Origin of the sequence: Streptomyces sp. PTY087I2 (genome assembly GCF_001687325.1) — a bacterium.
GTDB lineage: Bacteria > Actinomycetota > Actinomycetes > Streptomycetales > Streptomycetaceae > Streptomyces.
The window spans coordinates 91141-113745 of sequence record NZ_LZRD01000016.1 but is presented as its reverse complement, the minus strand read 5'-3'; the positions used below and the strand labels follow the sequence as shown (position 1 = coordinate 113745).

Sequence of the window (22605 nt, the reverse complement as noted above, 5' to 3'; positions counted from 1 at the left end):
ACGAGGGTGCGTTCGACTGCGCCGAACGGGTCATGACGTGGCGTCAGTTGACGTCGAGCGCCGCGTGGAGCTCGTCGGGCCCGGGCGGATTGGCCCCGGCCCGGGCGACGGTCACGGCGGCGGAGGCGACCGCGTGGCGCAGGACGTCGGCGACGGTGTCCCGGTCCACGGCGCGCAGCCGGTCCCGGCCGTCCGGGCCGAGGAGTCCGTGCGCGGCGAGAGCGTGGAGCGTCCCGGACATGAAGGCGTCGCCGGCGCCGACGGTGTCGGCGACCTCGACCGCCGGGGCGTCGATGGTGATCCGGCCGCCGGGGAACAGGGCGAACGCGCCCGCCTCGCCCCGGGTGACGAGGACGAGCGCGGGCCCGGCGGCCAGCCACCGTTCGGCGATCCGCTCGGGCTCCTCGTCCGGGTGCAGCCACCGCAGGTCCTCGTCGCTGGCCTTGACCACGTCGCTGAGCGCGACGCAGCGCTCGACGCGGTCCACGGCCCGGGTGCGCTCGCCCATCAACGCGGGCCGCACGTTGGGGTCGTAGCTGACGGTGGCGGCGGCCCGCAGCGACTCCAGGGCGGCCAGGACCGTCGCCGCTCCCGGCTCGACTACGGCCGCGATCGAGCCGGTGTGCACATGCCCCGGGGTCCGGTCGAGCACCACCGGGCCCAGGGTCCAGCCGACGTCGAAGGCGTACGTGGCATGCCCCTGGCCGTCCAGGGTGACCACGGCCGAGGGGGTCGGCCCGATGGCGCCGTCGGTGCGGACCTCGACCCCGGCGGCGGCCAGATGGTCCCGGATGAGCCGCCCGTGGTCGTCGGCGCCCAACTGGGTGAGCAGGGTGGTGTCGTGGCCGAGCCGGGCCAGCCCGTACGCGACGTTGGCGGGGCTGCCGCCGGGGTGGACCCGGTCGGCCTTGGCCGGCTGCCGGACGATGTCGGCGACGCATTCGCCGATGACCAGCGGCTCAAGTCGGTCGAGCATGGGGGCGGATCTCCTCGGGTGCGGTGTCGTGGAGCGGTCCGGCGGGAACGGGGGCGGCGACCGGGCCCCCGGCCGCGGTGTCAGGGCGGGTCGGCGTCTTCGCCGGGGCGGCCCTGCGGACCCAGAGCAGCGCGCCGGCCAGTACGGCCGTGGCGGCCAGCAGCCAGGGCAGCGGCCCCGGCGGCAGGGCACCCGCGCCAAGGCCGGCGCCGGCGGCGACCAGTTGCAGGGAGAGCGACTGGACGGAGAGGGCGGTGGCGCGGCCGGAGGCGTCGACCCGGCGGTGCAGCAGATCGTTCTCGTTGGGGCCCGCGGCTCCCAGGCCCAGGTAGACGAGTCCGTAGCCGGTAACGGCGACGGTCGTGGCCAGTGGGCTCATCGAGTGCGTGGTGAGGCCGAGCAGGGTCAGCCCCAGCACCGTGAATCCGAGGCTCGTGAGCACCGCGCGCTCACTGTTGCCGGTGAACCGGGCGACGAGCGGGGCGAGTTGGCCGCCCAGGGCGTGGCAAAGGTATCCGGCGCAGGCGAGCCCCGCGAAGACCAGGGCCCCGGACTCGGCCGTTCCCATGAGGGCGGCGGCCCGGCCGGGGGTGAGCAGTTCGAGCGCCGCGAGCGCGGCGCCGGCGGCGCTCGCGGTGAGCAGGATGCGCCGGATCAGGGCATCCCGGGCGCCGAGCCGCAGCCCGGCGGCGATGGCCTCGGGCACGCCGCCCACGACCCGGCGCAGGGTAGTGCGGGGCCGGGGCGGTTCGGGCAGGGCGCTCAGCACGTAGAGCACGAAGACGCCTTCGACCAGCGCACCGAGCAGGGCGGGCACGGAGAGCGGGATGACCAGGCCGCCGGTCGTGTCGGCCAGCCACTCCCCCAGGCCGGGGGCGAGGCCGAGCAGCCAGGGCAGCCCGCCGCCGAGCACGGTGCCGAGCGCGAGGGCGGCCGAGGTGGCGGAGCTGCCGCGCGCCAAGCCCGTACGCAGATCGGCGTCGGGTCCGGCGTGGGCGTGGACGGTGTCGACGTACCAGGCCTCGGCGGGTCCGCTGGACAGGGCGCGGGCGAGACCCATCAGGCCCATGCCGAGCGCGATGGCCCATCCTGCCGCGCCGAGGCCGATGAGGGTGAAGGCGGTGAGGTTGAGCAGCCCGGCGATGGCCAGGACGGGGCGCCGCCCGATGACGTCGGAGAGGCCGCCGGTGGGCAGTTCCATCGCGGCGGCCGTGAGGGAGTGCACGGCGTAGAAGCCGGCGATGGCCGCGAGACCCATGCCGCGTTCGGTGTAGAGGAGCACGCCCGTCGCGATGGACATGCCGGTGGGGAGCCAGAAGAGGAAGGAGACCGTGACGTAACGGCGGCGCGCGGTCGCGCCATCGAGGCCGCCGTGGCCCGGGGAGACCCCGGCGGGGGCCGGCGCGCCGGTCATGAGCCTTCTCCGGCATCCGTGGCCTCCGGGGCCAGCGGCAGTCCCGCGGTGAACAGCACGACCTGTTCGGCGCGGGGGTCCTCCGCGTCGCGGGCGGTCAGCTCGGCCGTCTTCGCGCGGAACACCTCCCACAGCTCGGCGAGCGATTCGGGGGTCAGCCGGGGCATGGAGTCGCTGACGCCCGACGGCTCCTGCCACTCCTGGCCCAGCCGGCCGCTGTCCAGGTCCGCTTCATGGCGGTCCAGGGACTGCTGGAGGTGCTCGATCTGTCGGCGGTGCAGAACACTGAGGATCGTGCTGCCGCCGGGGGTGCGGCGCATCGCCTCGTTGCTCCACGAGGTCATGTCGTGCACGGACTTCCAGCGGCGTTCCCGGCTGTCGCGGTGGTCGGCCTCGGCGACGAACGCGTACTTCGCGAGCACCCGCAGGTGGTAGCTGGTGGAGGCCGAGGACTCCCCCGTCCTCGCGGCGAGCTCGCTGGCGGTGGCCGGGCCGTGCTGCCGCAGCAGCCCGAGCAGGGTGAGGCGCAGGGGGTGGGTGAGGGCCTTGAGGGCGGCCCCGTCCTGCGCCGGATCGAGTACGCGACCTCTGTCTTCGCTGTCCATGGCAGCAGCGTAGAACGGCGGGAGCACTTTCCCAAAGAATTTTTGCAGAATTTTTTTGGGAAAGTTGGGAGGGGTGGGCGTCAGGCCTCTTCCCGGGCCGCCCGCCGCGCCCGCAGCACCTCCATCACGTCCCGGCACCAGTCGCGGTTGGCGCGTTCGAAGTCCCGCCCACGACGGCAGGTGAGATACGGGCCGACGCGCGCGCCGCTGCGCAGGAACTCCGCCTCGTCCAGCTCCCCGCGCATCGTGCGCAGCTGCTCCTCGAACAGCGCGGCCTTGGCCTCGGCGAACGCGTACCGCTCGGTGAGCCGTTCGGTCAGTACGTCGACGTCGAGGTGGTCGGCAGCCTGGACCTGGACCAGCAGGTCCTCCCGGAGGAAGGCGGGCTTGGCGGCGGCGGACGCGAAGCTCTCCAGCTCGGCCAGCCCCTCCCCGGTGACGCGGAACAGCCGCTTGTTGGGACGCCCCTCCTGGACGACCTCGCGCCCGGCGACCAGGCCCTCCTTCTCCAGCCTGGCCAGCTCCGCGTAGACCTGCTGCGGCAGGGCGTGCCAGAAGTTCGCGACGCCCGCTGCGAACGCCTTCGTCACCTGATAGCCGCTGAGCTCCTCGTCGAGCAGCGCTGCCAGCACCGCGTGGCGCAACGCCATCGGACCGCCTCCCTCTCAGCCGGGCCGGGGCGGATCCCCGTCCACCCCTGTCCGGAACCCCGACCCTCATGGTAGTCATGAAAGTGACTAGTCACTTTCATGACTATGCGGCGCTCCTCAGCAGGGGCGCGCCTCATCAAGGAGGGCAACATGACCACCGCAGTGGACCGCTTCCGCGCCGCCGTCGACAACCGCGACCTCGCCGCCCTGGACGATCTGTTCACCGAGGACATCCGGCTCTACAGCCCGGTGAAGTTCACCCCGTTCGAGGGGCGGCCGGCGGTGCTGGGGCTGTTCGGCGTCCTGCTGCGCACCTTCGAGGACTTCCGTTACGTCGGCGAGTTCGTGGGAGCCTCTCGGACGAGCGCCGACGGGACCGAGGCCCCGTCGGCGGTCCTGCTCTTCCGGGCGACGGTCGCCGGCAAGGAGATCCACGGCATCGACCTGCTGCACCTGGCCGAGGACGGACGCATCAAGGAGTTCACCGTGATGGTCCGCCCGGCCTCCGCCGTGCAGGCGCTGGGCGAGGCGGTGCTCGCCGGGCTGGTCGCCGACGGCCTCGTCCCCGCCCCGTAGAACCCGGGAATGCCCCGCGAAACCCGGGGCTTCGGGACTCAGCTCGCCCGCGCCGCCTCCAGGGCGTCCGCGACCAGGCCCAGGAAGCGGGCATGGTCGCGGGGCCCGTAGAGGGGCTCGGGGTTCCACGGGACGACGGGCACCGACGCGTCCTCGCTCCCCCGCAGCTCTTCCAGGGGCGCGGCGTGGGCGCGGATGTCGGTCAGGATCACCTCGGGGCGCAGCGCGAAGGTGTCGGCGCGGCTCTGCGTGGACCAGTTGGCTCCCGGGCCTTCGGCAGGCTCGATGAGCCGGACGCCCAGTTCGGTGAGGACGCGCAGCTCGGGCCACATCTTGGGGCGTGCGACATGCGCCTGGTCCGGGCCGGCCGGGGAGAGGGCGAGCACCCGGGGCGCGTCGGCGGAGGTGGCGGCGACGACCGCGCGCAGCCGCTCCCGGGCTGCGTCGAGGTCCTGGTCCGCGTCCGGCCGCTCGGTCGCGCCGAGCGAGCGGGCCAGTTCGGCGAACCGGTCGCCGATCTCTCCGAACGTACGGGCCTGGCTGACGTCGAGGACGACCACCGGAACCCGCTCCTCCAGGGGCTTGGCCGTCTCGGGGGCCAGCCCGTAGACATGGCCGCCGCCGTAGCTGACGGCCACCACGAGGTCCGGCTCGGCACTCAGCAGCCGTTCGACGTCCAGGGCGCTGCCCGCACCGACGTACTCGACCTCGGCCAGCGGCAGGGTTCCGGTCTTCGCCGTGTCGGGGTCGGGGCCGTCGTGGTCGGAGCCGAAGATCCCCACCGGCCGGATTCCGAGGTCCCACAGGGTCGCCCCGGCCTGGACGTAGGCCAGCACCCGCCCGGGCGGCCGGGGCGCCGTCGACTGCTGACCCCGGTCGTCGGAGAACCGCCATTCGCTCTGTTCCGTCACGTCACACACGCCCCTCTGCCGCCGACTGCCGTACTGCTCGTGCGAGTTCGTACACGTGTACCTGCCCAGCTCGTCGCCGCCACACCCCTCCGCCCGGCGAGCAAACGGCCGCCTCAGTCAGCGGCCGTGACGGGCCCCTCCGCGACCGTGCCGGACCCGCCTCCGGGCGCGCCGGTCTCCTTCGCGTCCGTGCCGGGGCCCCGCTCCGGTTCGGGCCGCCGCAGCTCGACGTTGAACTGGGCTCCGGCCAGCAGCGAGAGGTTGGCGAACCAGACCCAGATCAGGAAGACGACGAGCCCGGCGAGCGATCCGTAGAGCCTGCTGTAGCTGCCGACCTGGGTCGCGTAGAGGGCGAACAGGGCCGATGCGGTGAGCCAGCAGAACGCGGCGAGTATCCCGCCGGGCAGGCCCTGGCGGACGCCCCGCGCGGAGCGGGGGCCGGTGCTGAAGAGGACCATGATCAGGCAGGCGACGAGGCAGAGCAGCAGCGGCCACTTCAGGGCCGCCCACAGGGTCTCCCCCTCGTGCGGCAGGCCGATGCGGCGGCCGAGCCAGCGGGCCAGCGGGCCGGTCATGACGAGGGCGAAGGCGCTGGTCATCAGGAGGAGGAGCAGGCCGATCGCGGAGACGACGATGATGTGCGCCTGGCGCAGGGGCGGGCGGTTGTCCCGGACGCCGTGCATGGCGTGCATCGCCCGGCGGAAGACCGCGAGGTAGCTGCACGCGGACCAGACGGCGCTCACGGAGCCGGTCCCGACGAGCAGCCAGACGGCGGAGCGCTGCTCGGTCGCCGCCTCCAGCGGTCTGCGCAGCGCCTCACCGGACTCGGCGGGCGCGAACGCGGTGATGTCGGCGATCAGGGCGCTGGTCGCGTCGGGGTTGGCCAGGCCGATCACGGACACGGTGACCAGGAGCGCCGGGAGCAGGGCGAGGATGGCGTAGTACGTCAGGGCGGCGGCCCAGTCGGTGATGTCGTCGTTCCACAGCGAGACCGGGGTACGGCGCAGAGCGGTGAGCCAGGAGCGGGGCGGCGCGGCGTGTCCGTCGGCGGGGGCGGTGCTGTCCGCGGCGGACGCGGTCTGGGTGGGCAAGCTGGTACTCCGGGGACGTGGGCGGACGAGGCGGGCGGGGTGACCTGCCCGTTCCCGGACGCGCCGACCCCGCTCGATCCTCTCCTGCCACGTCGCGGCCGGAGCACACCTGGGGGTGCCCCGGCGATCGGCGGCCGGTCAGTCGTTGACGGCGGTGAGCAGGACCACGGCGTCGCCGAGCGCCAGCAGCCCGTGCCGTTCCTGCGGGATCGGGTGCAGGGTGCCGGCGGACAGTTCCGCGTCGCCGGACGCGGCGGTGAGGCGGACGCTGCCGCGCAGGACGAGGAGCGAGGCGGCGGGCGGCGCGTTGTGCTCGTCGAGCGCGGTCCCCCCGGTGAGGGCGATCACCGTCTGCCGCAAGGGGGGCTGCTGGAGCACGAGGTGGGCGCTGCGGCCGTGTGCGGAGGCGCGGGCGGCGGTCAGGTGTTCCTCGGCGAGTGCGTTGAGGTCGTCCATGTGCCCCACTGTGCCGCAGCCGCACGCGCCCCGCGATCCTGGCGTACCCCGACGGCGGCGGATGGACCGGCGGCCCGGACTCAGCGGGGCGCTTTCGCGGTGGAGCCCCGGACCACCAGCTCCGGTTCGAACAGCAGCTCGTCCGGCGGGAGCGATCCGCCGTGGATGCCCGCGCAGAGCAGTTCGACGGCGGCCCGGCCCATGGCCTCGATGGGCTGGCGGATGGTGGTGAGCGGGGGTTCGGTGCAGTTCATGAACGCCGAGTCGTCGTAGCCGACGACGGAGATGTCGGACGGCACGCCGAGACCGCGCCTGCGGGCCGCGCGGACGGCGCCGAGCGCCAGGGGGTCGCTGGCGCAGATGATGCCGGTGACCCCTCGCTCCAGCAGCCGGGCGGCCGCCGCCTGGCCGCCTTCCAGGGAGAACATCGAGCGTTCGACGTGCGCCTCGGTCAGCTCGCCGCCGGTGGCCGACGCGACGGCCCTGGCCGCGGCGAGTTTGCGGCGGGAGGGCACATGGTCGGAGGGGCCCATCACCACGCCGATGCGCTCGTGGCCGAGGGAGGCCAGATGGCGCCAGGCGCGCTCGATGGCGACGGCGTCGTCGCAGGAGACACAGGGGAAGTCGAGCCCTTCTATGGGGGCGTTGATCAGCACGACAGGGATCCGGCGCTCGGCGAGCCGGTGGTAGTGCTCGTGCGCCTCGTCGGCCTGGGCGAACAGGCCGCCGGCGAAGACCACGCCGGAGACCTGCTGCTGGAGCAGGAGGTCCACATAGTCCGCCTCGGACACCCCGCCCTTGGTCTGGGTGCACAGCACGGGGGTGAGCCCCTGCTGGGCGAGGGCGCCGCCGATCACCTCGGCGAAGGCGGGGAAGATCGGGTTCTGTAGTTCGGGCAGGACGAGACCGACGAGCCGGGCGCGCTCGCCCCGCAGCTGGGTGGGGCGCTCGTAGCCGAGGACGTCCAGGGCCGTCAGCACGGACTGCCGGGTGGCCCGGGACACCCCGGGCTTGCCGTTCAGCACCCGGCTCACCGTGGCCTCGCTGACCCCAACCTTCTTGGCAACCTGAGCAAGTCGTCGCGTCATGCCGCAAGGCTAGCGCAAGCAACGCAAACAATTGACTTATCCATGCAAGGAACGCACGCAGTGGGGGCACTTCCCGGCCATCGGGAAGCACCCCCTTGCGATCACCTCTTCGCGATCACTTCAACACTCCCCTCCTGACTTACGGGTTGATGTTGATCGTGAAGTCGGGCGACGTGTTCTTGACGTCCTGGGCGTTGTCGCTGAACTTCAGTCCGTTGAAGGTGACTTCACCGACGGCCGGGCCCTGTCCGGCCTCCGGCAGCTCGTTGGCCCACAGCCCGAAGCCGGACTTGGCGTCGAACGCGTCACCGCTCTTGCGCGCCCCCGAGATGGAGATGTCGCTGAGCACGGTGTCCTTGATCGGGAACTGGGGCTGTCCGCCGACGTAATTCGTCTGGAACATGATCCCGCTGTAGGTGGGATCGACGATGTCGACGTTGTTGATGCGGATGCCCTGGAACACCTTGGACGCCGAGAACAGCCAGATGCCGGGGAAGGTCTGCGTTCCCCAGAAGTGACCGCCCGCGCGCACGATCGAGACGTTCTCGATCGTCGTCGGTTCGGTCCCGAATCCGTTCATCGGGTAGCCGAAGTCCAGCGAGCTGACCGTGATCCCGGAGTACACCAGGGTGTCGGCGATATGGATGTTGCGGAAGGTGTTGTCGTACCCGCCGTAGACGGCGATGCCCGCCGCGCGCCAGGTGAGGATCGAGGTCAGGTTCTCGTAGACGTTGTTCTTCATGTCCGCTCCCCCGGCGTCGATCGCCGAGAAGAGCGCGAAGCTGTCGTCACCGGTGGCCCGCGCCTCGTTGTTGGTCACGAGGTTGTCGGTGGACCCGTTGGTCATGTTGATGCCGTCGGCGAACATGTTGCGGATACGGGAGTTCTTGATGGTGATGTCGTCGGTGTTCGCGCCCCAGTAGAGGCACACCATGTGCTCGTTCCAGATGTTGTCGATGACGATGTCCGACACGTTCGAGAAGTCGAAGACCTTGCCGGGTCCGTCGATCCGTGACGTGTAGTTGCCGAAGTACGCGAAATTCGCGAACGACGACCCCTTGGCGCTCGCCTCGGCCCGGAAGCCGACGTCGGTGTTGTCCTGCGTGGCCGGGGCGTTGAAGCGGGTGTACCAGGGTCCGGCCCCGACCACCTTGACGGCCTTGCCGTACACCTGGAACTTGCTCGCCGTGCTGTACTCCCCCGCCGGGAGGTAGACGCCCACCAGGGTGCCGGTGGTGTCCATACGGACCTTGTCCAGGGCGTTCTGGACGTCCTGGTGGGTGAAGCCGGCCGGCACGGTGTACGTGGCGGGGTCCGGGTTGGCGACCGGGGCGACCTGCTCCAGGTTGATGAAGTCGATCGCGTACGTGGAGGTGTTGGCGCTGTCCTTCTGGAGCCGGATCTTCGATCCCGCCGGGACGGTCCTGCCCAGCATCACGTTCGCCTCGTCGTAGATGTGCCGGGGCGCGCCGGAGCCCGGGGAGTTGCCGGGCGCGGTCTCGTTCCCGTACAGCCAGGCGTACTTGGAGGTGAGGTCGATCGCCTTGAGGAATTCGCCGTCGACGTAGACGTTCAGGGTGGAGTCGATGCCGCCGCCGCCCGGGGCATCGGGGATGGAGAACCTGGTGACCAGGGTGTTGGTCGAGGCCCGGGTGGTGAACTCCACGTAGTTTCCGGTGTTGTTGAGGGTGACGGCCTTCCGCCCGGAGGCCTCGCCCGCGATGTCGCCGACGGTCCGGTTCGGGCCGACGACCTGGGCGCCGCCGCCGGTCGTGCCGTCCTCCGCCTCGTACATGTCGTACGGCATGTTGGCGCCGCGTCCGACGAAGAGCGCCTGGGTGGAGGTGTTGTTCTCGCGTTTGACCGGGAGTTCGTTGGCGTCGGCCGCGATCACGGTCCGTACGGTGTACGAGCCGTTGGCGGCGGTCCAGGTGCCGAGGGAGACCGGTGCCGTGGTGGCGCCCGCCGCGATGGCCCCGTTGTGGGCACCGGTGAGGGTCTTCACCGTGGCGCCCTTGCTGTCGACGAGGGTCAGCGTGATGCCGTGCGCACCGCCCGCCGAGGCCACCGTGCCCTGGTTCTTGAGGGCGACGGAGAAGGTGACCGTGTCACCGGCGGAGGCGGCCGACGGCGAGGTGGTGACCGCGGCGGCCACCAGATCGGAGCTGGAGACCGGCTTCACGACGAGCGGGGAGGCGCTGGTGTAGGTGTTGTTGGTCTCGTTCTGCTCGATGACCTCGTCCGCCGGATCGGCGACCGCGCTCAGTTCGTAACTGCCCGCGTTCCGCGCCCCGATGGAGGCGCTGACCTCGGTGGAGGCGCCCGACGCCAGTGCGCCGACCGAGGCGGTGGCGACCTTGGTGCCGCCGAGCCGGAGCTCGACCTCGCTCGCCGGGGCGGCGAGCGCTCCGGCGTTGCGGACGGTCGCGGTCAGGGTGATCTCGTCCGTCTCGACCGGGTCGGCGGGCGCGGCGGTGATGCCGGTGACCTGGAGGTCGGGGTTGGCCGCCGGGGCGCCCAGAACCTGGAACTCGGCGACCTGGCCGGCGCCGGAGCCGCTGTTGGCGGTGAACTTCAGCCGGACGTCCGCGACGCGGGCGGAGACCGGGATGGTCACCGTGTTGCCCGACGCGGGGCTGAAGTCGTAATCCTTCGTGGCGGAGAGGGAGTTGAAGGAGGAGGAGCTCTGTTCCCGCCCCAGGACCTCGATGCGCTGGGTGCGCGGTCCCCAGCTGCTGTCGGGGTTGAGCTTGACGACGACGTTCTCGGTGTCGGCGTTGGAGCCGAGCTGCACGGTGAGCGTGTTGGGGTAACTGCCGCCCGCGCCCTCCCAGTAGGTGGAGGTGTTGTTGTCGTTGGCGTTCTCCGCGACGTAGGTGTGGACCACGGAGGAGGCCGTGATCGGCTTGTTCACGGCGAGGTTGGACGCGGATCCGCTCTGCCCGTTGCGGGTGACGGTGTTGCTGTCGCCGGAGACGTTGCCCGCCGCGTCCTTCGCGCGCACGAAGTAGCTGACCGTGGTGGACGCCGGCTGGGTGTCCGTGTACGTCAGCACGTCGCCCGCGACGCTGCCGCGCAGCACGTTGTTGGCGTAGATGTCGTAGCCGGTCACGCCCTTGTCGTCGGTGGACGCCTGCCAGGTCAGTTTCACCGAACCGCTGGACGGTTCGGTGAACGCGAGGGCGGAGGGGGCGGTGGGGGCCTGGGTGTCGCCGGTCTCGCCCTCGCGGGTGACGGTGTTGCTGTTCGCGGAGACGTTGCCCGCCGCGTCCTTGGCGCGGACGAAGTAGCTGACGCTCTCTCCGGCCGGGCGGGTGTCGGTGTACGTGGTGACGTCGCCGCCCACGCTGGTGAGCAGGGTGTTGTTCGCGTAGACGTCGTAGCCCGTGACGCCCTTGTCGTCCGTCGACGCCTTCCAGGTCAGCCGGATCTGGCCGGTGGCGGGCTCGGTGAACGCGAGATCCGTCGGCGCGGTCGGCGCCCGGGTGTCGCCGGTGGTGGGCCCGTAGATCTCCAGCTCGGCCAACTGGGCTGCTTCCGCCCCGGTGTTGGCGGTGAACAGGACACGGACGTACCGCGCCGTCGTGGCGTCGAAGCTGATCGTCGCCGACTGTCCGCCCGCCGCGTCGAAGCGGTGGGCCTGGGAGGCGGTGAGGTCGGTGAAGTCCGTGCCGTTGGCGCTGCTCTGGAGCTTCAGCGTCTGGCTGCGTGCCGCCCAGCCGTCGGGCAGCCGCAGCACCACCCGGTCCACGCCCAGCGACGCGCCCAGATCCGCCTGGATCCACTGCGGGAACTGGTCGTCGCGGCTCGCCCAGTAGCTGTCGCGGTTGCCGTCGTTGGCGTTGGCCGGGGTCTGCGAGCCGTTGCTGCTGCTGGCCGTGAGGGGCTTGCCCGCGGCGAGATCGGCCGAGGAGTCCCCGGCGCCCCGGACCTCCAGCTCGGAGAGCTGGGCGGCCGGCCAGCCGGTGTTGGCGGTGATGTTGACGCGGACGAAGCGGGTCAGGGTGGCCGGGAACGCGATGGTGACCTCGTTCGCGGCTCCCGGGGCGAAGGTGTACGTCGCGGAGTTCTTCAGGGTCGCGAAACTGGTGCCGTCCGCGCTGCCCTGGAGGGACAGCGTCTGGGTGCGGGTCTCCCAGCCCGCCGGCAGGGTCAGCTTCACCTCGTCGACGCGGGTGCCCGCGCCCAGGTCGGTCTGGACCCACTGGGGCAGTCCGCCCCCGGCGCTCTCCCAGTACGTCGACCGGTTGCCGTCGGTGATGTTGGCCGCGCCGTACTCGGCGTGGGCACTGCTCGCGGCCGCGGCCCGGCCCGCGGCGAGGTTGGGGCCGTCGGCCGCCGCGGCGGCGAGCGACGGTATGCCGATCATCAGAAGACTGGTCGTGACGACGGCGCATATCGCCCGCCATCTCCAGCGTTGGGCTCTCATAGCTCCCCGATCTTCGGCCTCGGCGCGGGGCGCGCCGAGGGCGCGGCTCTGTGACCGCAGCCAGGGAACACGGATTTCTGCGTATGCTGCGGCCTGTTTTGCGTTGTGCCGTCAGAGAGTTGCAGAGAAATGAGAGACCGTCCACCGTTCCGACAACAGCCGGACGGCCTGTCCGGCCCCGTCACTCGGGGCCGGACAGGCCGTCGGACGGATCGTCAGAGGCCGCCGGTGTACAGCAGCCGGTCGGGCGAGCCCTGGCCGAGGCCGGAGAGCACGCCGGGGGTGGCCGTGTCGTCGAGCCACCGCGCGACGGCGGCGGGCGAGGCCGAGGGGTTCTCCTCCTTGTAGAGCGCGGCGACGCCCGCGACGTGCGGGCTGGCCATGGAGGTGCCGTTCAGCGAGACGGTGCCGCCGCCGAGCCGGGCGGAGACGATGTCGGCCCCGGGGGCGTACAGCGCGAGGCAGGAGCCCCAGTTGCTGAAGGAGGTCTCCCGGTCCTGCCGGTCGCTCGCGCCGACCGTGACCACGCCGTCGGCGGCCGCCGGGGAGACGTCGCAGGCGTCCCGGTCGTCGTTCCCGGCGGCCACGACGGGCAGCACGCCCGCGTCGGCGACGGCCTCGACCGCCGCGTCGACCGCGCTGGAGCGGGCCCCGCCGAGCGAGGCGTTCAGCACACCGGGGGCCTTGGTGCGCTCGGCGTCCTTGGCGACCCAGTCGAACCCGGCGAGGATGCCGGCCCAGGTGCCCCGGCCCTCGCAGTTCAGGACGCGTACGTTCACCAGCGAGGCGTCCTGGGCGACGCCGGAGGTCGCGCCGCCCGCGGTGCCGGCGACATGGGTGCCGTGGCCGTTGCAGTCCATGCCGCGGCGGCCGTCGCCGACGGCGTCGTACCCGTTCACGACCCGGCCGCCGAACTCGCTGTGCGCGGCGTCGATCCCGGTGTCGACGACGTACACCTTCACTCCGTCGCCGGTGGCGGTGGTGGTGAAGGTGTCGTCCAGCGGCAGGGTGCGCTGGTCGATGCGGTCGGTGCCCCAGCCGGCCGCGGGGGCCCGGAAGAGACTTCCCGCCCGGGGCGCCTCCACCGCCACTTCGGCGTTCTCCTCGACGGCGAGGACACCGGGAACGGTGCGTACCGCTTCGAGTTCGGCGGCGGTGAGCGTGGCGGCGAAGCCGTGCAGGACGTTCCCGTAACGGAACATCGGGCTGAGCCCGAGCTCCCGCAGGACGGTGTCCGGCGAGAGTTCGGGCTCCAGCGTGACGATGTACTGCCCGGGTACGGCCCGGGTGGACTGCTCCACCTCGACCCCTTCCGGTCCGCTGTCGGCGGAGGCCGGGGCGGGGATGGCGATCATCGGGGCGATCAGCAGCAGGGCGGCCGTGGCCCATCGGGCGGGCAGGCGCATGCATTCTCCTCGGGATGGGGATCCGTTCGCGGAGCGAGTGCATCCGCGAAGCGCGAACATCCGTTCCTTCGTCCCCGCCCGCCGGTCGCCTTAGCCGGTTCAACCGGACAGCGCAACGCCAGCGGTCAGCTCCAGCTCGTCGAGGCCGGCCTCGACCGAGGGGTGGAGGCCGCCGCTGGTCCAGCTGCCCACGGCCGTCTCGGCGGTGATGCCGGGGCCGAAGCCGGCGATGAGGCCCTGCGCGGACTCGGCGGCACCGCCGTCGTCGAAGAGCCTGGCCAGCGCGTCGAAGACGACGGAGCTGGCGATGTTGCCGCGTTCGGTGAGGGTGGCCCGGCTGTAGCGGAACATCTCCGGCGGCAGCTTCAGGAAGTGGCAGAGGTCGTCCAGGATGCGCGGCCCGCCCGCGTGGACGATGAAGAAGTCCATGTCCGGGACGGACCAGCCGTGCAGGTCGACCAGGTCCTGGAGGACCGGGGCGAGCATCTCCATGGTGCCGGGGACCCGCTTGTCCAGCAGGAAGTGGAACCCGGTGTCGCGGACCGCGTAGGAGATCCAGTCCTCGGTGTCGGGCACCAGGTGCGAGCCGTTGCGCTCCAGCCGCATCCCGGTGCCGCCCTGTCCCCGGACGACGGCGGCGGAGAGGGCGTCCCCGAAGAGCCCGTTGGAGAGCAGCGAGCCGACGCCGATGTCGGTGGGCTGGTAGCACAGCGAGCAGAACTCGCAGGAGACGATGAGGACGTTGGCCTCGGGGTAGGCCAGGCAGAAGTCGTGCGCGCGGTTGATGGCCGCGCCACCCGCCGCGCAGCCGAGCTGGGCGATGGGCAGTTGGCGGGTCTCGGCCCTGAAGCCCATGGTGTTGATGAGCCACGCGGTCAGCGAGGGCATCATGAAGCCGGTGCAGGAGACGTAGACGATCAGGTCGATCTCGGACGGGTCGGTCTCGGCGTGGGCGAGGGCCTGCCGGACGACGTCGGGCACCCGCCTCTTGGCCTCGGCCTCGTACACCCGATTGCGGAGCTCGAATCCGGGGTGCTTCAGGGTCTCCTCGATGGGCTGCACGAGGTGCCGGGTCTGGACGCCGGTGTTCTGGATGAGCCGCAGGACCAGGTCGCGCTGCGGGTGCCCGGCGTGGGTCTCGCGGGCCAGGTCCAGGGTCTGCTGCATGGTGATGATGTGCTCGGGCACTGCGATGGCGGGTCTGCACAGGGTCGCCATGGGTTCTCCTCGTATCTCGGAGCGGAGGCTCTCGTCACCAGGTGACGGGCAGGGCGAGCGGGTAGCGCCAGATGGACGTCGTGTTCCACTCGATGTCCTCGGGCGGCACGTCCAGACGCAGGGCCGGGAAGCGGGTCAGCAGCGTGGAGAAGGCCACTTCGAGCTCCATGGTGGCCAGCGGCGCGCCCAGGCAGTGGTGCGCGCCCCAGCCGAACGTCATGTGGGGGATGGACGGCCGGTCGGGGTCCAGCTCGTCGGGGCGGTCGAACTTCGCGGCGTCCCGGTTGGCCGTCAGATAGGACACGTGCACCACATCTCCGGCCTTGATGAGGACGCCGCCGAGCTCCACGTCCTCCAGGGCGATGCGCGGGATGCCGACGCCCTTGCGGAAGGGGATGTGGCGCAGCAGCTCCTCCAGGGTGCGGGGCAGCCGCGCCGGTTCGGCCTGGAGGGAGTGGAGGAGTTCGGGGCGGGTGAGCAGGGTGTAGGCGATGTTGCCGAGCTGGTAGGTGGTGGTGTCCTGGCCGGTGATGAGCAGGACCATCGCCATGACGGCCAGTTCGTCGTCGTCCAGGAGTTCGGCGCCGTCCCGGGCGGTGGCGAGCGTGCTGATGAGGTCGTCGCCCGGGGAGCGGCGCCGGTCGGCGGTCAGTTCCTGGAAGTAGCCGCGCAGCTCCGCCTTGGCGCGTACGGCGTCCTCCTTGCCGGCGGCCCCGACGTTCATCATGGTCATGGCGTGGGCGCGGAGCCAGGGGCGGTCGGCCTCGGGGATGTCGAGCGCCTCGCAGATGGTGATGAGCGGCAGCGGCGAGGAGACGCGGGCGACGAAGTCGGCCGGTGCGCCCTCCTCGGCCATCTCGTCCAGCAGCCGGTCGACGACGCGCTGGGTGCCGCCGCGCATCTGCTCGACGCGGCGCGGGGTGAAGCTCTTGGCGACGAGGCTGCGGAGCCGGCTGCTGGCGGGCGGGTCCATGAGGTTGATGGCCCCGGCCTGGACGATCGGCTCCGGGGTCATCCGGGGGAAGTCACGGCCGAGGACGGCGCTGCGGCTGAACCGCCGGTCGGTGGTGACCGTCCGGACGTCCTCGTAGCGGGTGACGAGCCAGGCTTCGCCCTCGCCGTACGCCATCCGGATACGGGACACCGGCTCCTCGGTCAGCAATTGCCTGAGCTGGGGGTCGAACTCGAGCTGCTGCGCGTAGTCGAACGGACAGCTCCGGACGGTTTCCTTGTGTCGCACCGAGGTGTTCTCCACCGAGGTTTCTCCCAATGACCGCTTCGAGGAATGGGCGCGCCGGACCGGGACCCGGCACCAGACCTCACCCTGTGTGCCCCGTCACTCTCCGAAACATGTCAGTGGCACATAGCAGTCAGCCGATCAGAGGGGCGCACGCCCCGGCGCTCAGCCGGCCGACTCCCCGGCGGGCAGCGCCTCGGCCCGGTCGAGGACGTGGTGGCGGCCGATCGGGAGCATCAGGGGCCGTCCGGAGACGGGGTCCTCGATGATGCGGCTGTCGAGGTCGAACACGGCCCGGACGGTTTCCTCGGTGAGCACGTCGGCCGGGGTGCCGGAGGCGTGGAGGCCGCCGTCGGCGAGGGCGATCAGGTGGTCGGCGTACCGGGCGGCGAGGTTGAGGTCGTGCAGGACCATGACGATGGTGGTGCCGCGCGAGCGGTTGAGGTCGGTCAGCAGATCCAGGACCTCGATCTGGTGGCTGGCGTCGAGGAAGGTGGTCGGCTCGTCGAGGAGCAGCAGATCGGTCTGTTGGGCGAGGGCCATGGCGATCCACACGCGCTGGCGCTGGCCACCGGAGAGTTCGTCCACGGCGCGTTCGGCGAGCGGTTCGGTGTGGGTGGCCTCCAGGGCGGCGGCCACGGCGGCGTCGTCCTTCTCGTTCCAGCGGGAGAAGATCCCCTGGTGCGGGTGGCGGCCGCGGCCGACGAGGTCGGAGACGGTGATGCCCTCGGGGGCGACGGGCGACTGGGGCAGCAGTCCGAGGGTACGGGCCAGTTCCTTGGCGGGCAGCCGGTGCACCTCCTTGCCGTCCAGGACGACGCGGCCCGCCCTGGGCGCGAGCAGCCGGGACATGGAGCGCAGGAGGGTCGACTTGCCGCAGGCGTTGGCGCCGACGATGACGGTGATCCGGCCGGGCGGTACGTCCAGGTCGAGGGAGTCGACGACGGTGCGGTCGCCGTAGCCGAGGGTGAGTCCTTCGGCGGTGAGTCGGTGGTGCGTGGTCATAGCGAGCCTCCCGCCCGGTTGGTGCGGATGATCAGGTAGACGAGGTAGGGCGCTCCGAGGACGCCGGTGACGACGCCGACGGGGTAGCGCTCGCCGAAGGCGAACTGGCCGGTGAAGTCGGCGACGAGGACGAGCAGCGAGCCGACGAGCCCGGCGGGCACGAGCAGGGAGCCGCCTGCTCCGGTGATCCGGGCCGCGATGGGCCCGGAGAGGAACGCCACGAACGCGATGGGTCCGGCGGCGGCCGTGGCGAAGGCGATCAGCCCGACGGCGGCGACGATGACGGTGATCCGGGTGCGTTCCACGCGTACGCCGAGGGCGGAGGCGGTGTCGTCGCCGAGCTGGAGCGCGGAGAGGTTACGGGCCTGGCCCAGCAGCAGCGGAGTGAGGACGGCGGCCGCGGCGAGGGCCGGGAGCACCTGGTCCCAGGTGGCTCCGTTGAGGCTGCCGGTCAGCCAGCGCATGGCCTCCTGGAGGTCCCATTCGGCGGCCTGGGACAGGACGTAGGAGGTGATGCTGTCGAGCATCGCGGAGATCCCGATGCCGATGAGGATGAGCCGGGTGCCGGCGACACCGCCCTTGAACGCCAGCGAGTACACCAGCAGGGCGACGCCGAGTCCGGCGGCGATGGCGAGGGCGGAGACCTGCACCTCGCCGAGGGAGAGGGTGACGATGGCGACGGCCGCGGCCGCGCTCGCCCCGGAGCTGATGCCGATGATGTCGGGGCTGGCGAGCGGGTTGCGGAGCATCGTCTGGAAAGTGACGCCGGCCAGGCCGAAGCTGAATCCGGCGACCAGGGCGAGGACCGCGCGGGGCAGTCGCAGCCGCCCCACGGTGAAGGACGCGCCCGGAACCTGCTCGCCGAGGATCACCCGGAGCACGTCGCCGGGCGGGTAGTAGGTGCGGCCCGCCATCAGGGTCACGGCGAACGCGGCGGCCACGAGGAGGACCAGCACCAGGACGACCCGGCGGCGGCGCGAAGCGCCCCGGACGCGGCGGCGGGTGGCGGCCTCGACGGAGGCGGGCCGGGTGAGGACGGGCGCGCTCACAGGGCACGTACCTTCTGTCGGCGGACGATGTAGATGAAGAACGGGGCCCCGATCAGGGCCGTGACGATGCCGACGTCGATCTCGGAGGGGCGGGCCACGATCCGGCCGACGACGTCGGCGGCGGTGAGCAGCACCCCGCCGAGCACGGTGGACAGCGGCAGGAGCCAGCGGTGGTCGACGCCGACGAGGAGGCGGCAGGTATGCGGGACGACCAGGCCGACGAAGCCGATCGGTCCGGCGACGGCGGTGGCCGCTCCGCACAGCAGGACGGCTCCGAGGGCGGCCACCGCCCGTGCCACGGCGACGCGTTCACCGAGACCTGCAGCCAGCTCGTCTCCCAGGGCGAGGGAGTTGAGGGCGCGGGCGGAGAGCAGGCAGACGGTGAAGCCGACGACGAGGAACGGCGCGACCTGGGCGATGCGTTCGAAGGACGCGCCGCCGACGCCGCCGATCTGCCAGAGCTTGAAGCTTCCGGCGATGTCGTTGCGCGGCAGGATGATGGCGCTGACGAGCGAGGCGAAGGCGGCGGATGTGGCGGCCCCGGCGAGCGCCAGTTTGAGCGGGGTGGCCCCTCCCCTGCCGAGTGTGCCGACGGTGTAGACGAACAGGGCGGACAGGGCCGCGCCCACGATGGCGACCCAGATGTAGCCGGTCGGCGAGGTGAGCCCGAAGAACGCGACGGCCGTGACGACGGCGAGGGAGGCCCCCATGTTGACGCCGAGGATGCCCGGGTCGGCGAGCGGGTTACGGGTCACGCCCTGCATGACGCCGCCCGCGAGGCCGAGGGCCGCGCCGATGACGACGGCGAGGACCGTACGGGGGATGCGCTTGGTCGCGGCCGCCTGCCCCAGGGTGTCGTCCGCGCCGCCGAACGCCGCGACGACGTCGGACCACGGCACGTCGCGGGAGCCGAAGGCGACGGAGGCGACCATGACGGCGGCGAGAGCGAGCACGGAGAGCAGCACCCACAGCAGGCGCACGCCCGCCGGGCGCCTGGTGGTGACGGCGTTCGGCGGGGTGCGGGTGTCGAGCGTGGTCACTTGACCTTGTCCGCGGCCTTGGCGAGGGCGGCGGCGTAGTCGTCCAGCACGTAACCGATCGACAGCGGCGTCGGGTTGGCGGCGGTGGCCAGTGGGCTGCTGCCGGGCAGGAGGTAGGTGGAGCCGCGCCCGACGGCGGGGATCTTCGAGAGCAGCGGGTCCTTGGTGATGGTCTTCAGCAGCTCACCGGTGTCGTCGCCGTAGCCGGTGATGATGTCGACGTCGTCGAAGGCGTCGATCTGCTCGGCGCTCTTGGTGAGGGCGAACTTGTCCGTCCCCTCGGACGCCTTCGCGATGGAGCCGGGGATCTTCATCCCGAGGTCCTGGAAGAACTGCGTACGGGTGTCGTGCGTGGTGTAGAAGCCGACCTCGCTGACGTCGTTGGGGTCGACGTGCGTCATGAACATCGCCGACTTGCCCTTGAGCTGCGGGTACTTGGCGGCGGTCTTGGCTATGTCGCCGTCGAGCTTCTTGATCAGCTTCTCGCCCTCGTCGGCCAGCCCGATCGCCTTGCTGTTCGTCCGGATGATCTCGCGCCACGGCGTCGCCCAGGGGGCGTCGGGGTAGGCGACGACGGGGGCGATCTCGCTGAGGGTCTCGTAGTCCTTCTTGGTCAGACCCGAGTACGCGGCGAGGATGACGTCCGGCTTCGTGTCGGCGACGGCCTCGAAGTCGATGCCGTCCGTCTCGTCGAACAGGACCGGCGTCTTGGCCTTGAGCTCGTCGAGCTTCTCCTCGACCCAGGGCAGCACGCCGTCGTCGTTGTCGTCGCCGAAGTTGGCCGCGGCCATGCCGACCGGCACGACGCCGAGCGCGAGCGGCACTTCGTGGTTGGCCCAGTTGACGGTCGCGACGCGCTTGGGCTTGGCGGGGATGGTGGTCTTGCCCAGGGCGTGCTCGACGGTCAGGGGGAACGCGCCGCCGGAGCGGCTCTCGTCGGCCTTGTTCCCGGTGTCGGAGGTCCCGCCGCAGGCGGAGACGCCCACGAGGGCGGCCGCCACGACGAGCAGGCGAAGGCGGTGTGAGGACATGGGTGTGTACCCGGCTTTCCGGAGGGTCGGGGTGCCGCTTCCCGCACGTCCGGGCATGGGCCGCCGTCGTGGAGGGGTGCACTGCGGAGGCAGAGCGGCTTAGGTAAGGCTTGCCTTCGCACCTTATGAGAGGAGGTGCGGGTGTCGCAATCAACTGATCGAGACAGGTGCTGTAGCGATAAGGACATCCGCCATCGGCGGGGCGTCGGGGCGGCGGTACATGAGGCTCTTGACCCCTCACGTGGCGTCAGGCCGCACAGTCGGTGCCGTGGGAAAACACTGGACCGTGGGACGCGTGGCCGAACTGGCCGGCGTGAGCGTCCGCACGCTGCATCACTACGACGGGATCGGGCTGGTCCGGCCGTCCGCGCGGACCGCGGCCGGGTACCGGGCCTATGCGGCGGGCGATGTGGAACGGCTGCGTCAGGTGCTGGCCTGTCGGCGGCTGGGCTTCGGACTGCGGGAGATCGCGGAGCTGGTCGACGACCCGTCGGCCGACGCGGTCGCGCACCTTCACCGGCTGCGCGGCCTGCTGCTGGAGCGCCGTGATCGCGCCGACGCGATGGTGACGGCCATCGACAGGGAACTCAGGACACGGGCGAAGGGGCTCGATGTGACACCGGAGGAGCAACTGACCATGCTCGGTGCACGGCTGTACGACGCGATCGGCGACGCCTACACCGCGACCCGGCGTACCGATCCCCGGACAGCCGCGCAGATCTGGGACGCGCTCGGGGACGCGCGGACGGTGCTGAACGTCGGGGCCGGCACCGGCTCCTACGAGCCCGCCGACCGCCGGGTGACCGCGGTGGAACCGTCGGCGGTCATGCGGGGGCAGCGGCCTCCCGGCGCTGCGGCGTACGTCGACGCCGCCGCGGAGTCCCTGCCGTTCGCGGACCGTTCCTTCGACATCGCGATGGCCGTCTCCACCATTCACCACTGGGGTGACCCGATCGCGGGGCTGCGCGAGATGCGGCGTGTGGCCCGCCGCGTCGTGGTGCTCACCTTCGACACAGACGAGCCGGGATGGCAGGACCGGTTCTGGCTCACCCGCGACTACCTGCCCGAGTTCACCTGCGTCCTCGCGGATCTCCCCTCGCTCGCCGGCATGGCCGATGCGATCGGCGCCCGCGCCGAGCCGGTGCCCGTCCCGTGGGACTGCGCCGACGGCCTGTTCGAGGCGTACTGGCGGCGGCCGGGGGCGTATCCGGAGGAGCGGGTGCGCCGTGCGATGTCGGTGTGGACGAGGGTCGGGCCGGAGGCGGAGGGGCGTGCGGTGCGCAGCCTCGGCGAGGACCTCGCTTCGGGCCGGTGGGCCGAACGCAACGGCGACCTCGCCGGCCTCGACGCGGCGGATCTCGGCCTCCGCCTGCTCACGGCGTGACCTCGGGCCGGAACGTCCCCGGGGTCAGCCCGGTGGTCCGCCGGAAGGCCGCGCCGAAGGCGCTCGCGGAGCGGTAGCCGACCTGTTCGGCCACGCTCTCCACGTCCCATCCGCGGGCCAGCAGGCCGATCGCGTGCTGGGCGCGGACCGCCGCGACCCAGCGGACGAAGCTCATGTCCGTCTCGGCGGTGAACGCGCGGGCGATCGTACGGGTGCTGACGCCGAGGGCGGTCGCCCAGTCGGTCAGCGTCCGCTGGTCGGCGGGGTCCTCGCGCACCGCGTCGGCGATCGGGCGCAGCAGGTCGGAGACCGGGATCCGGACGAGCAGCTCGCGGGGCGACGGGGTGAGCACGTCGAGCACCAGGGTCTCGGTCGCGGCCCGGGAGGAGGGAGCGAGGCCGGGTTCGCCGAGCCGTTCCAGCAGCAGGCGCAGCAGCGGGGTGATCTCGACGGCGACCGGGATGTCGGAGATCGACGCGGTGGTGCGGAAGCCGAAGAAGCCGGCGCGGAGCCAGGTACCGGCGCTCGCCGCGCCGGCGTGCAGGGTGCCGGCGGGCATCCAGAGGCCGAGCGTGGGGGTGATGGTCCAGACGCGTTCACCGACCACCGCCGTGGAGGCGCCGCGCTCGTTCCAGAGCAGTTCGTGGAAGGGGTGGGAGTGCTCGTCCCAGTGCGTGTCGTGGGAGACGACCTCGCCGTAGTCCTGGATGACGAACGGCGTCTCCACCGAGCCGGGCGTGAGCGCGGGAAGCGAGCGGGTCTCCCTGGTCATGGGAGGCGGCCCTGAACGGTACGGGAACGGCTCGCGGCGGACGGGTGGCACATCCGCCCAGGGTAGGCCTTTCCGTCGGGATCATGCCCGGGAGGGGGCGTGCGGGATCCGGTGGCCCCTCCGTCTGCCTCGACTCGACGTTTACGCGGGGCCGGGTACGTCCTTCAGGTGAAGGGCTCACCCTTTCGGCCCCGTGTGCCGTCGCCCGGCCGGACAGTGGGTGGGCCGGCCCGGCAACCGGGCCGTGGCCGGTGGAACATGACGTGC

The 22605-nt window shown here is 71.8% G+C and carries 19 protein-coding genes; 2 read left to right on the top strand and 17 right to left on the bottom strand.

The genetic code is table 11. The features are described from left to right. Positions 1–43 precede the first annotated feature (43 nt). From A3Q37_RS19010 to A3Q37_RS18995, 4 genes are all read right to left on the bottom strand, one after another. Complete coding sequence (locus tag A3Q37_RS19010; protein WP_065486127.1) at positions 44–976, bottom strand: carbohydrate kinase; 933 nt, start codon at positions 974–976, stop codon at positions 44–46. Continuing rightward, the gene (locus tag A3Q37_RS19005) at positions 960–2390 is read right to left on the bottom strand and encodes an MFS transporter permease (protein WP_065486125.1); all 1431 of its coding nucleotides are present in this window, start codon (positions 2388–2390) and stop codon (positions 960–962) included. The genes A3Q37_RS19010 and A3Q37_RS19005 overlap by 17 nt, the downstream gene beginning before the upstream one ends. Further along, positions 2387–2995 (bottom strand): helix-turn-helix domain-containing protein, encoded by a 609-nt coding sequence (locus tag A3Q37_RS19000; RefSeq protein ID WP_065486123.1) that lies wholly within the window; start codon positions 2993–2995, stop codon positions 2387–2389. The genes A3Q37_RS19005 and A3Q37_RS19000 overlap by 4 nt, the downstream gene beginning before the upstream one ends. Before the next feature lie 80 nt (positions 2996–3075). Continuing rightward, positions 3076–3645, bottom strand: coding sequence for a PadR family transcriptional regulator (locus A3Q37_RS18995; protein WP_065486122.1), 570 nt, complete (start codon positions 3643–3645; stop codon positions 3076–3078). Between the two features lie 150 nt (positions 3646–3795). Here A3Q37_RS18995 and A3Q37_RS18990 point away from each other — a divergent pair, with 150 nt between their 5' ends. Continuing rightward, positions 3796–4221, top strand: coding sequence for a nuclear transport factor 2 family protein (locus A3Q37_RS18990; RefSeq protein ID WP_065486121.1), 426 nt, complete (start codon positions 3796–3798; stop codon positions 4219–4221). A gap of 38 nt (positions 4222–4259) precedes the next feature. Here A3Q37_RS18990 and A3Q37_RS18985 read toward each other — a convergent pair whose 3' ends face one another. The 12 genes from A3Q37_RS18985 to A3Q37_RS18930 all read right to left on the bottom strand — a co-directional run bounded on the left by A3Q37_RS18985 (position 4260) and on the right by A3Q37_RS18930 (position 20182). Next, a complete protein-coding gene (locus tag A3Q37_RS18985) occupies positions 4260–5132 on the bottom strand; it encodes an ABC transporter substrate-binding protein (protein WP_065486285.1) in 873 nt (290 codons plus the stop codon). Positions 5133–5245: 113 nt separating this feature from the next. Next, positions 5246–6223 (bottom strand): YihY/virulence factor BrkB family protein, encoded by a 978-nt coding sequence (locus A3Q37_RS18980; RefSeq protein ID WP_065486120.1) that lies wholly within the window; start codon positions 6221–6223, stop codon positions 5246–5248. A gap of 138 nt (positions 6224–6361) precedes the next feature. Next, positions 6362–6679 (bottom strand): cupin, encoded by a 318-nt coding sequence (locus A3Q37_RS18975; RefSeq protein WP_065486280.1) that lies wholly within the window; start codon positions 6677–6679, stop codon positions 6362–6364. 80 nt (positions 6680–6759) lie between these two features. Then, positions 6760–7767 (bottom strand): LacI family DNA-binding transcriptional regulator, encoded by a 1008-nt coding sequence (locus A3Q37_RS18970; RefSeq protein WP_065486119.1) that lies wholly within the window; start codon positions 7765–7767, stop codon positions 6760–6762. A 139-nt stretch (positions 7768–7906) separates the two neighbouring features. Further along, complete coding sequence (locus A3Q37_RS18965; protein WP_065486115.1) at positions 7907–12196, bottom strand: discoidin domain-containing protein; 4290 nt, start codon at positions 12194–12196, stop codon at positions 7907–7909. Between the two features lie 215 nt (positions 12197–12411). Further along, complete coding sequence (locus tag A3Q37_RS18960; protein WP_065486113.1) at positions 12412–13602, bottom strand: S8 family peptidase; 1191 nt, start codon at positions 13600–13602, stop codon at positions 12412–12414. 99 nt (positions 13603–13701) lie between these two features. Continuing rightward, entirely contained in the window at positions 13702–14835 is a 1134-nt protein-coding gene (locus tag A3Q37_RS18955; protein ID WP_255311859.1) for a type III polyketide synthase, read from the bottom strand. Between the two features lie 19 nt (positions 14836–14854). After that, a complete protein-coding gene (locus tag A3Q37_RS18950) occupies positions 14855–16090 on the bottom strand; it encodes a cytochrome P450 (protein WP_176711455.1) in 1236 nt (411 codons plus the stop codon). Positions 16091–16222: 132 nt separating this feature from the next. Continuing rightward, the gene (locus A3Q37_RS18945) at positions 16223–17062 is read right to left on the bottom strand and encodes an ABC transporter ATP-binding protein (protein WP_065486107.1); all 840 of its coding nucleotides are present in this window, start codon (positions 17060–17062) and stop codon (positions 16223–16225) included. Further along, positions 17059–18111, bottom strand: coding sequence for an iron chelate uptake ABC transporter family permease subunit (locus A3Q37_RS18940; protein ID WP_065486105.1), 1053 nt, complete (start codon positions 18109–18111; stop codon positions 17059–17061). The genes A3Q37_RS18945 and A3Q37_RS18940 overlap by 4 nt, the downstream gene beginning before the upstream one ends. Beyond that, entirely contained in the window at positions 18108–19151 is a 1044-nt protein-coding gene (locus A3Q37_RS18935; protein ID WP_065486102.1) for an iron ABC transporter permease, read from the bottom strand. The genes A3Q37_RS18940 and A3Q37_RS18935 overlap by 4 nt, the downstream gene beginning before the upstream one ends. Continuing rightward, a complete protein-coding gene (locus A3Q37_RS18930; protein WP_065486097.1) occupies positions 19148–20182 on the bottom strand; it encodes an iron-siderophore ABC transporter substrate-binding protein in 1035 nt (344 codons plus the stop codon). The genes A3Q37_RS18935 and A3Q37_RS18930 overlap by 4 nt, the downstream gene beginning before the upstream one ends. 286 nt (positions 20183–20468) lie before the next feature. Here A3Q37_RS18930 and A3Q37_RS18925 point away from each other — a divergent pair, with 286 nt between their 5' ends. Then, on the top strand, positions 20469–21566 hold the full coding sequence (locus A3Q37_RS18925; RefSeq protein ID WP_065486096.1) for a MerR family transcriptional regulator: 1098 nt from the start codon (positions 20469–20471) through the stop codon (positions 21564–21566). Here A3Q37_RS18925 and A3Q37_RS18920 read toward each other — a convergent pair. Further along, positions 21556–22338: an AraC family transcriptional regulator gene (locus A3Q37_RS18920; RefSeq protein WP_065486092.1), complete on the bottom strand. Its 783-nt coding sequence runs from the start codon at positions 22336–22338 to the stop codon at positions 21556–21558. The genes A3Q37_RS18925 and A3Q37_RS18920 overlap by 11 nt on opposite strands. Between the last annotated feature and the right edge of the window lie 267 nt (positions 22339–22605).

Coding starts and splice junctions, on each gene's coding strand:
- A3Q37_RS18965 (WP_065486115.1), bottom strand. CDS start 12,196: ATGAGAGCCCAACGCTGGAGATGGCGGGCGATATGCGCCGTCGTCACG.
- A3Q37_RS18920 (WP_065486092.1), bottom strand. CDS start 22,338: ATGACCAGGGAGACCCGCTCGCTTCCCGCGCTCACGCCCGGCTCGGTG.
- A3Q37_RS19005 (WP_065486125.1), bottom strand. CDS start 2,390: ATGACCGGCGCGCCGGCCCCCGCCGGGGTCTCCCCGGGCCACGGCGGC.
- A3Q37_RS18995 (WP_065486122.1), bottom strand. CDS start 3,645: ATGGCGTTGCGCCACGCGGTGCTGGCAGCGCTGCTCGACGAGGAGCTC.
- A3Q37_RS18975 (WP_065486280.1), bottom strand. CDS start 6,679: ATGGACGACCTCAACGCACTCGCCGAGGAACACCTGACCGCCGCCCGC.
- A3Q37_RS18930 (WP_065486097.1), bottom strand. CDS start 20,182: ATGTCCTCACACCGCCTTCGCCTGCTCGTCGTGGCGGCCGCCCTCGTG.
- A3Q37_RS19010 (WP_065486127.1), bottom strand. CDS start 976: ATGCTCGACCGACTTGAGCCGCTGGTCATCGGCGAATGCGTCGCCGAC.
- A3Q37_RS18990 (WP_065486121.1), top strand. CDS start 3,796: ATGACCACCGCAGTGGACCGCTTCCGCGCCGCCGTCGACAACCGCGAC.
- A3Q37_RS18960 (WP_065486113.1), bottom strand. CDS start 13,602: ATGCGCCTGCCCGCCCGATGGGCCACGGCCGCCCTGCTGCTGATCGCC.
- A3Q37_RS18945 (WP_065486107.1), bottom strand. CDS start 17,062: ATGACCACGCACCACCGACTCACCGCCGAAGGACTCACCCTCGGCTAC.
- A3Q37_RS18970 (WP_065486119.1), bottom strand. CDS start 7,767: ATGACGCGACGACTTGCTCAGGTTGCCAAGAAGGTTGGGGTCAGCGAG.
- A3Q37_RS19000 (WP_065486123.1), bottom strand. CDS start 2,995: ATGGACAGCGAAGACAGAGGTCGCGTACTCGATCCGGCGCAGGACGGG.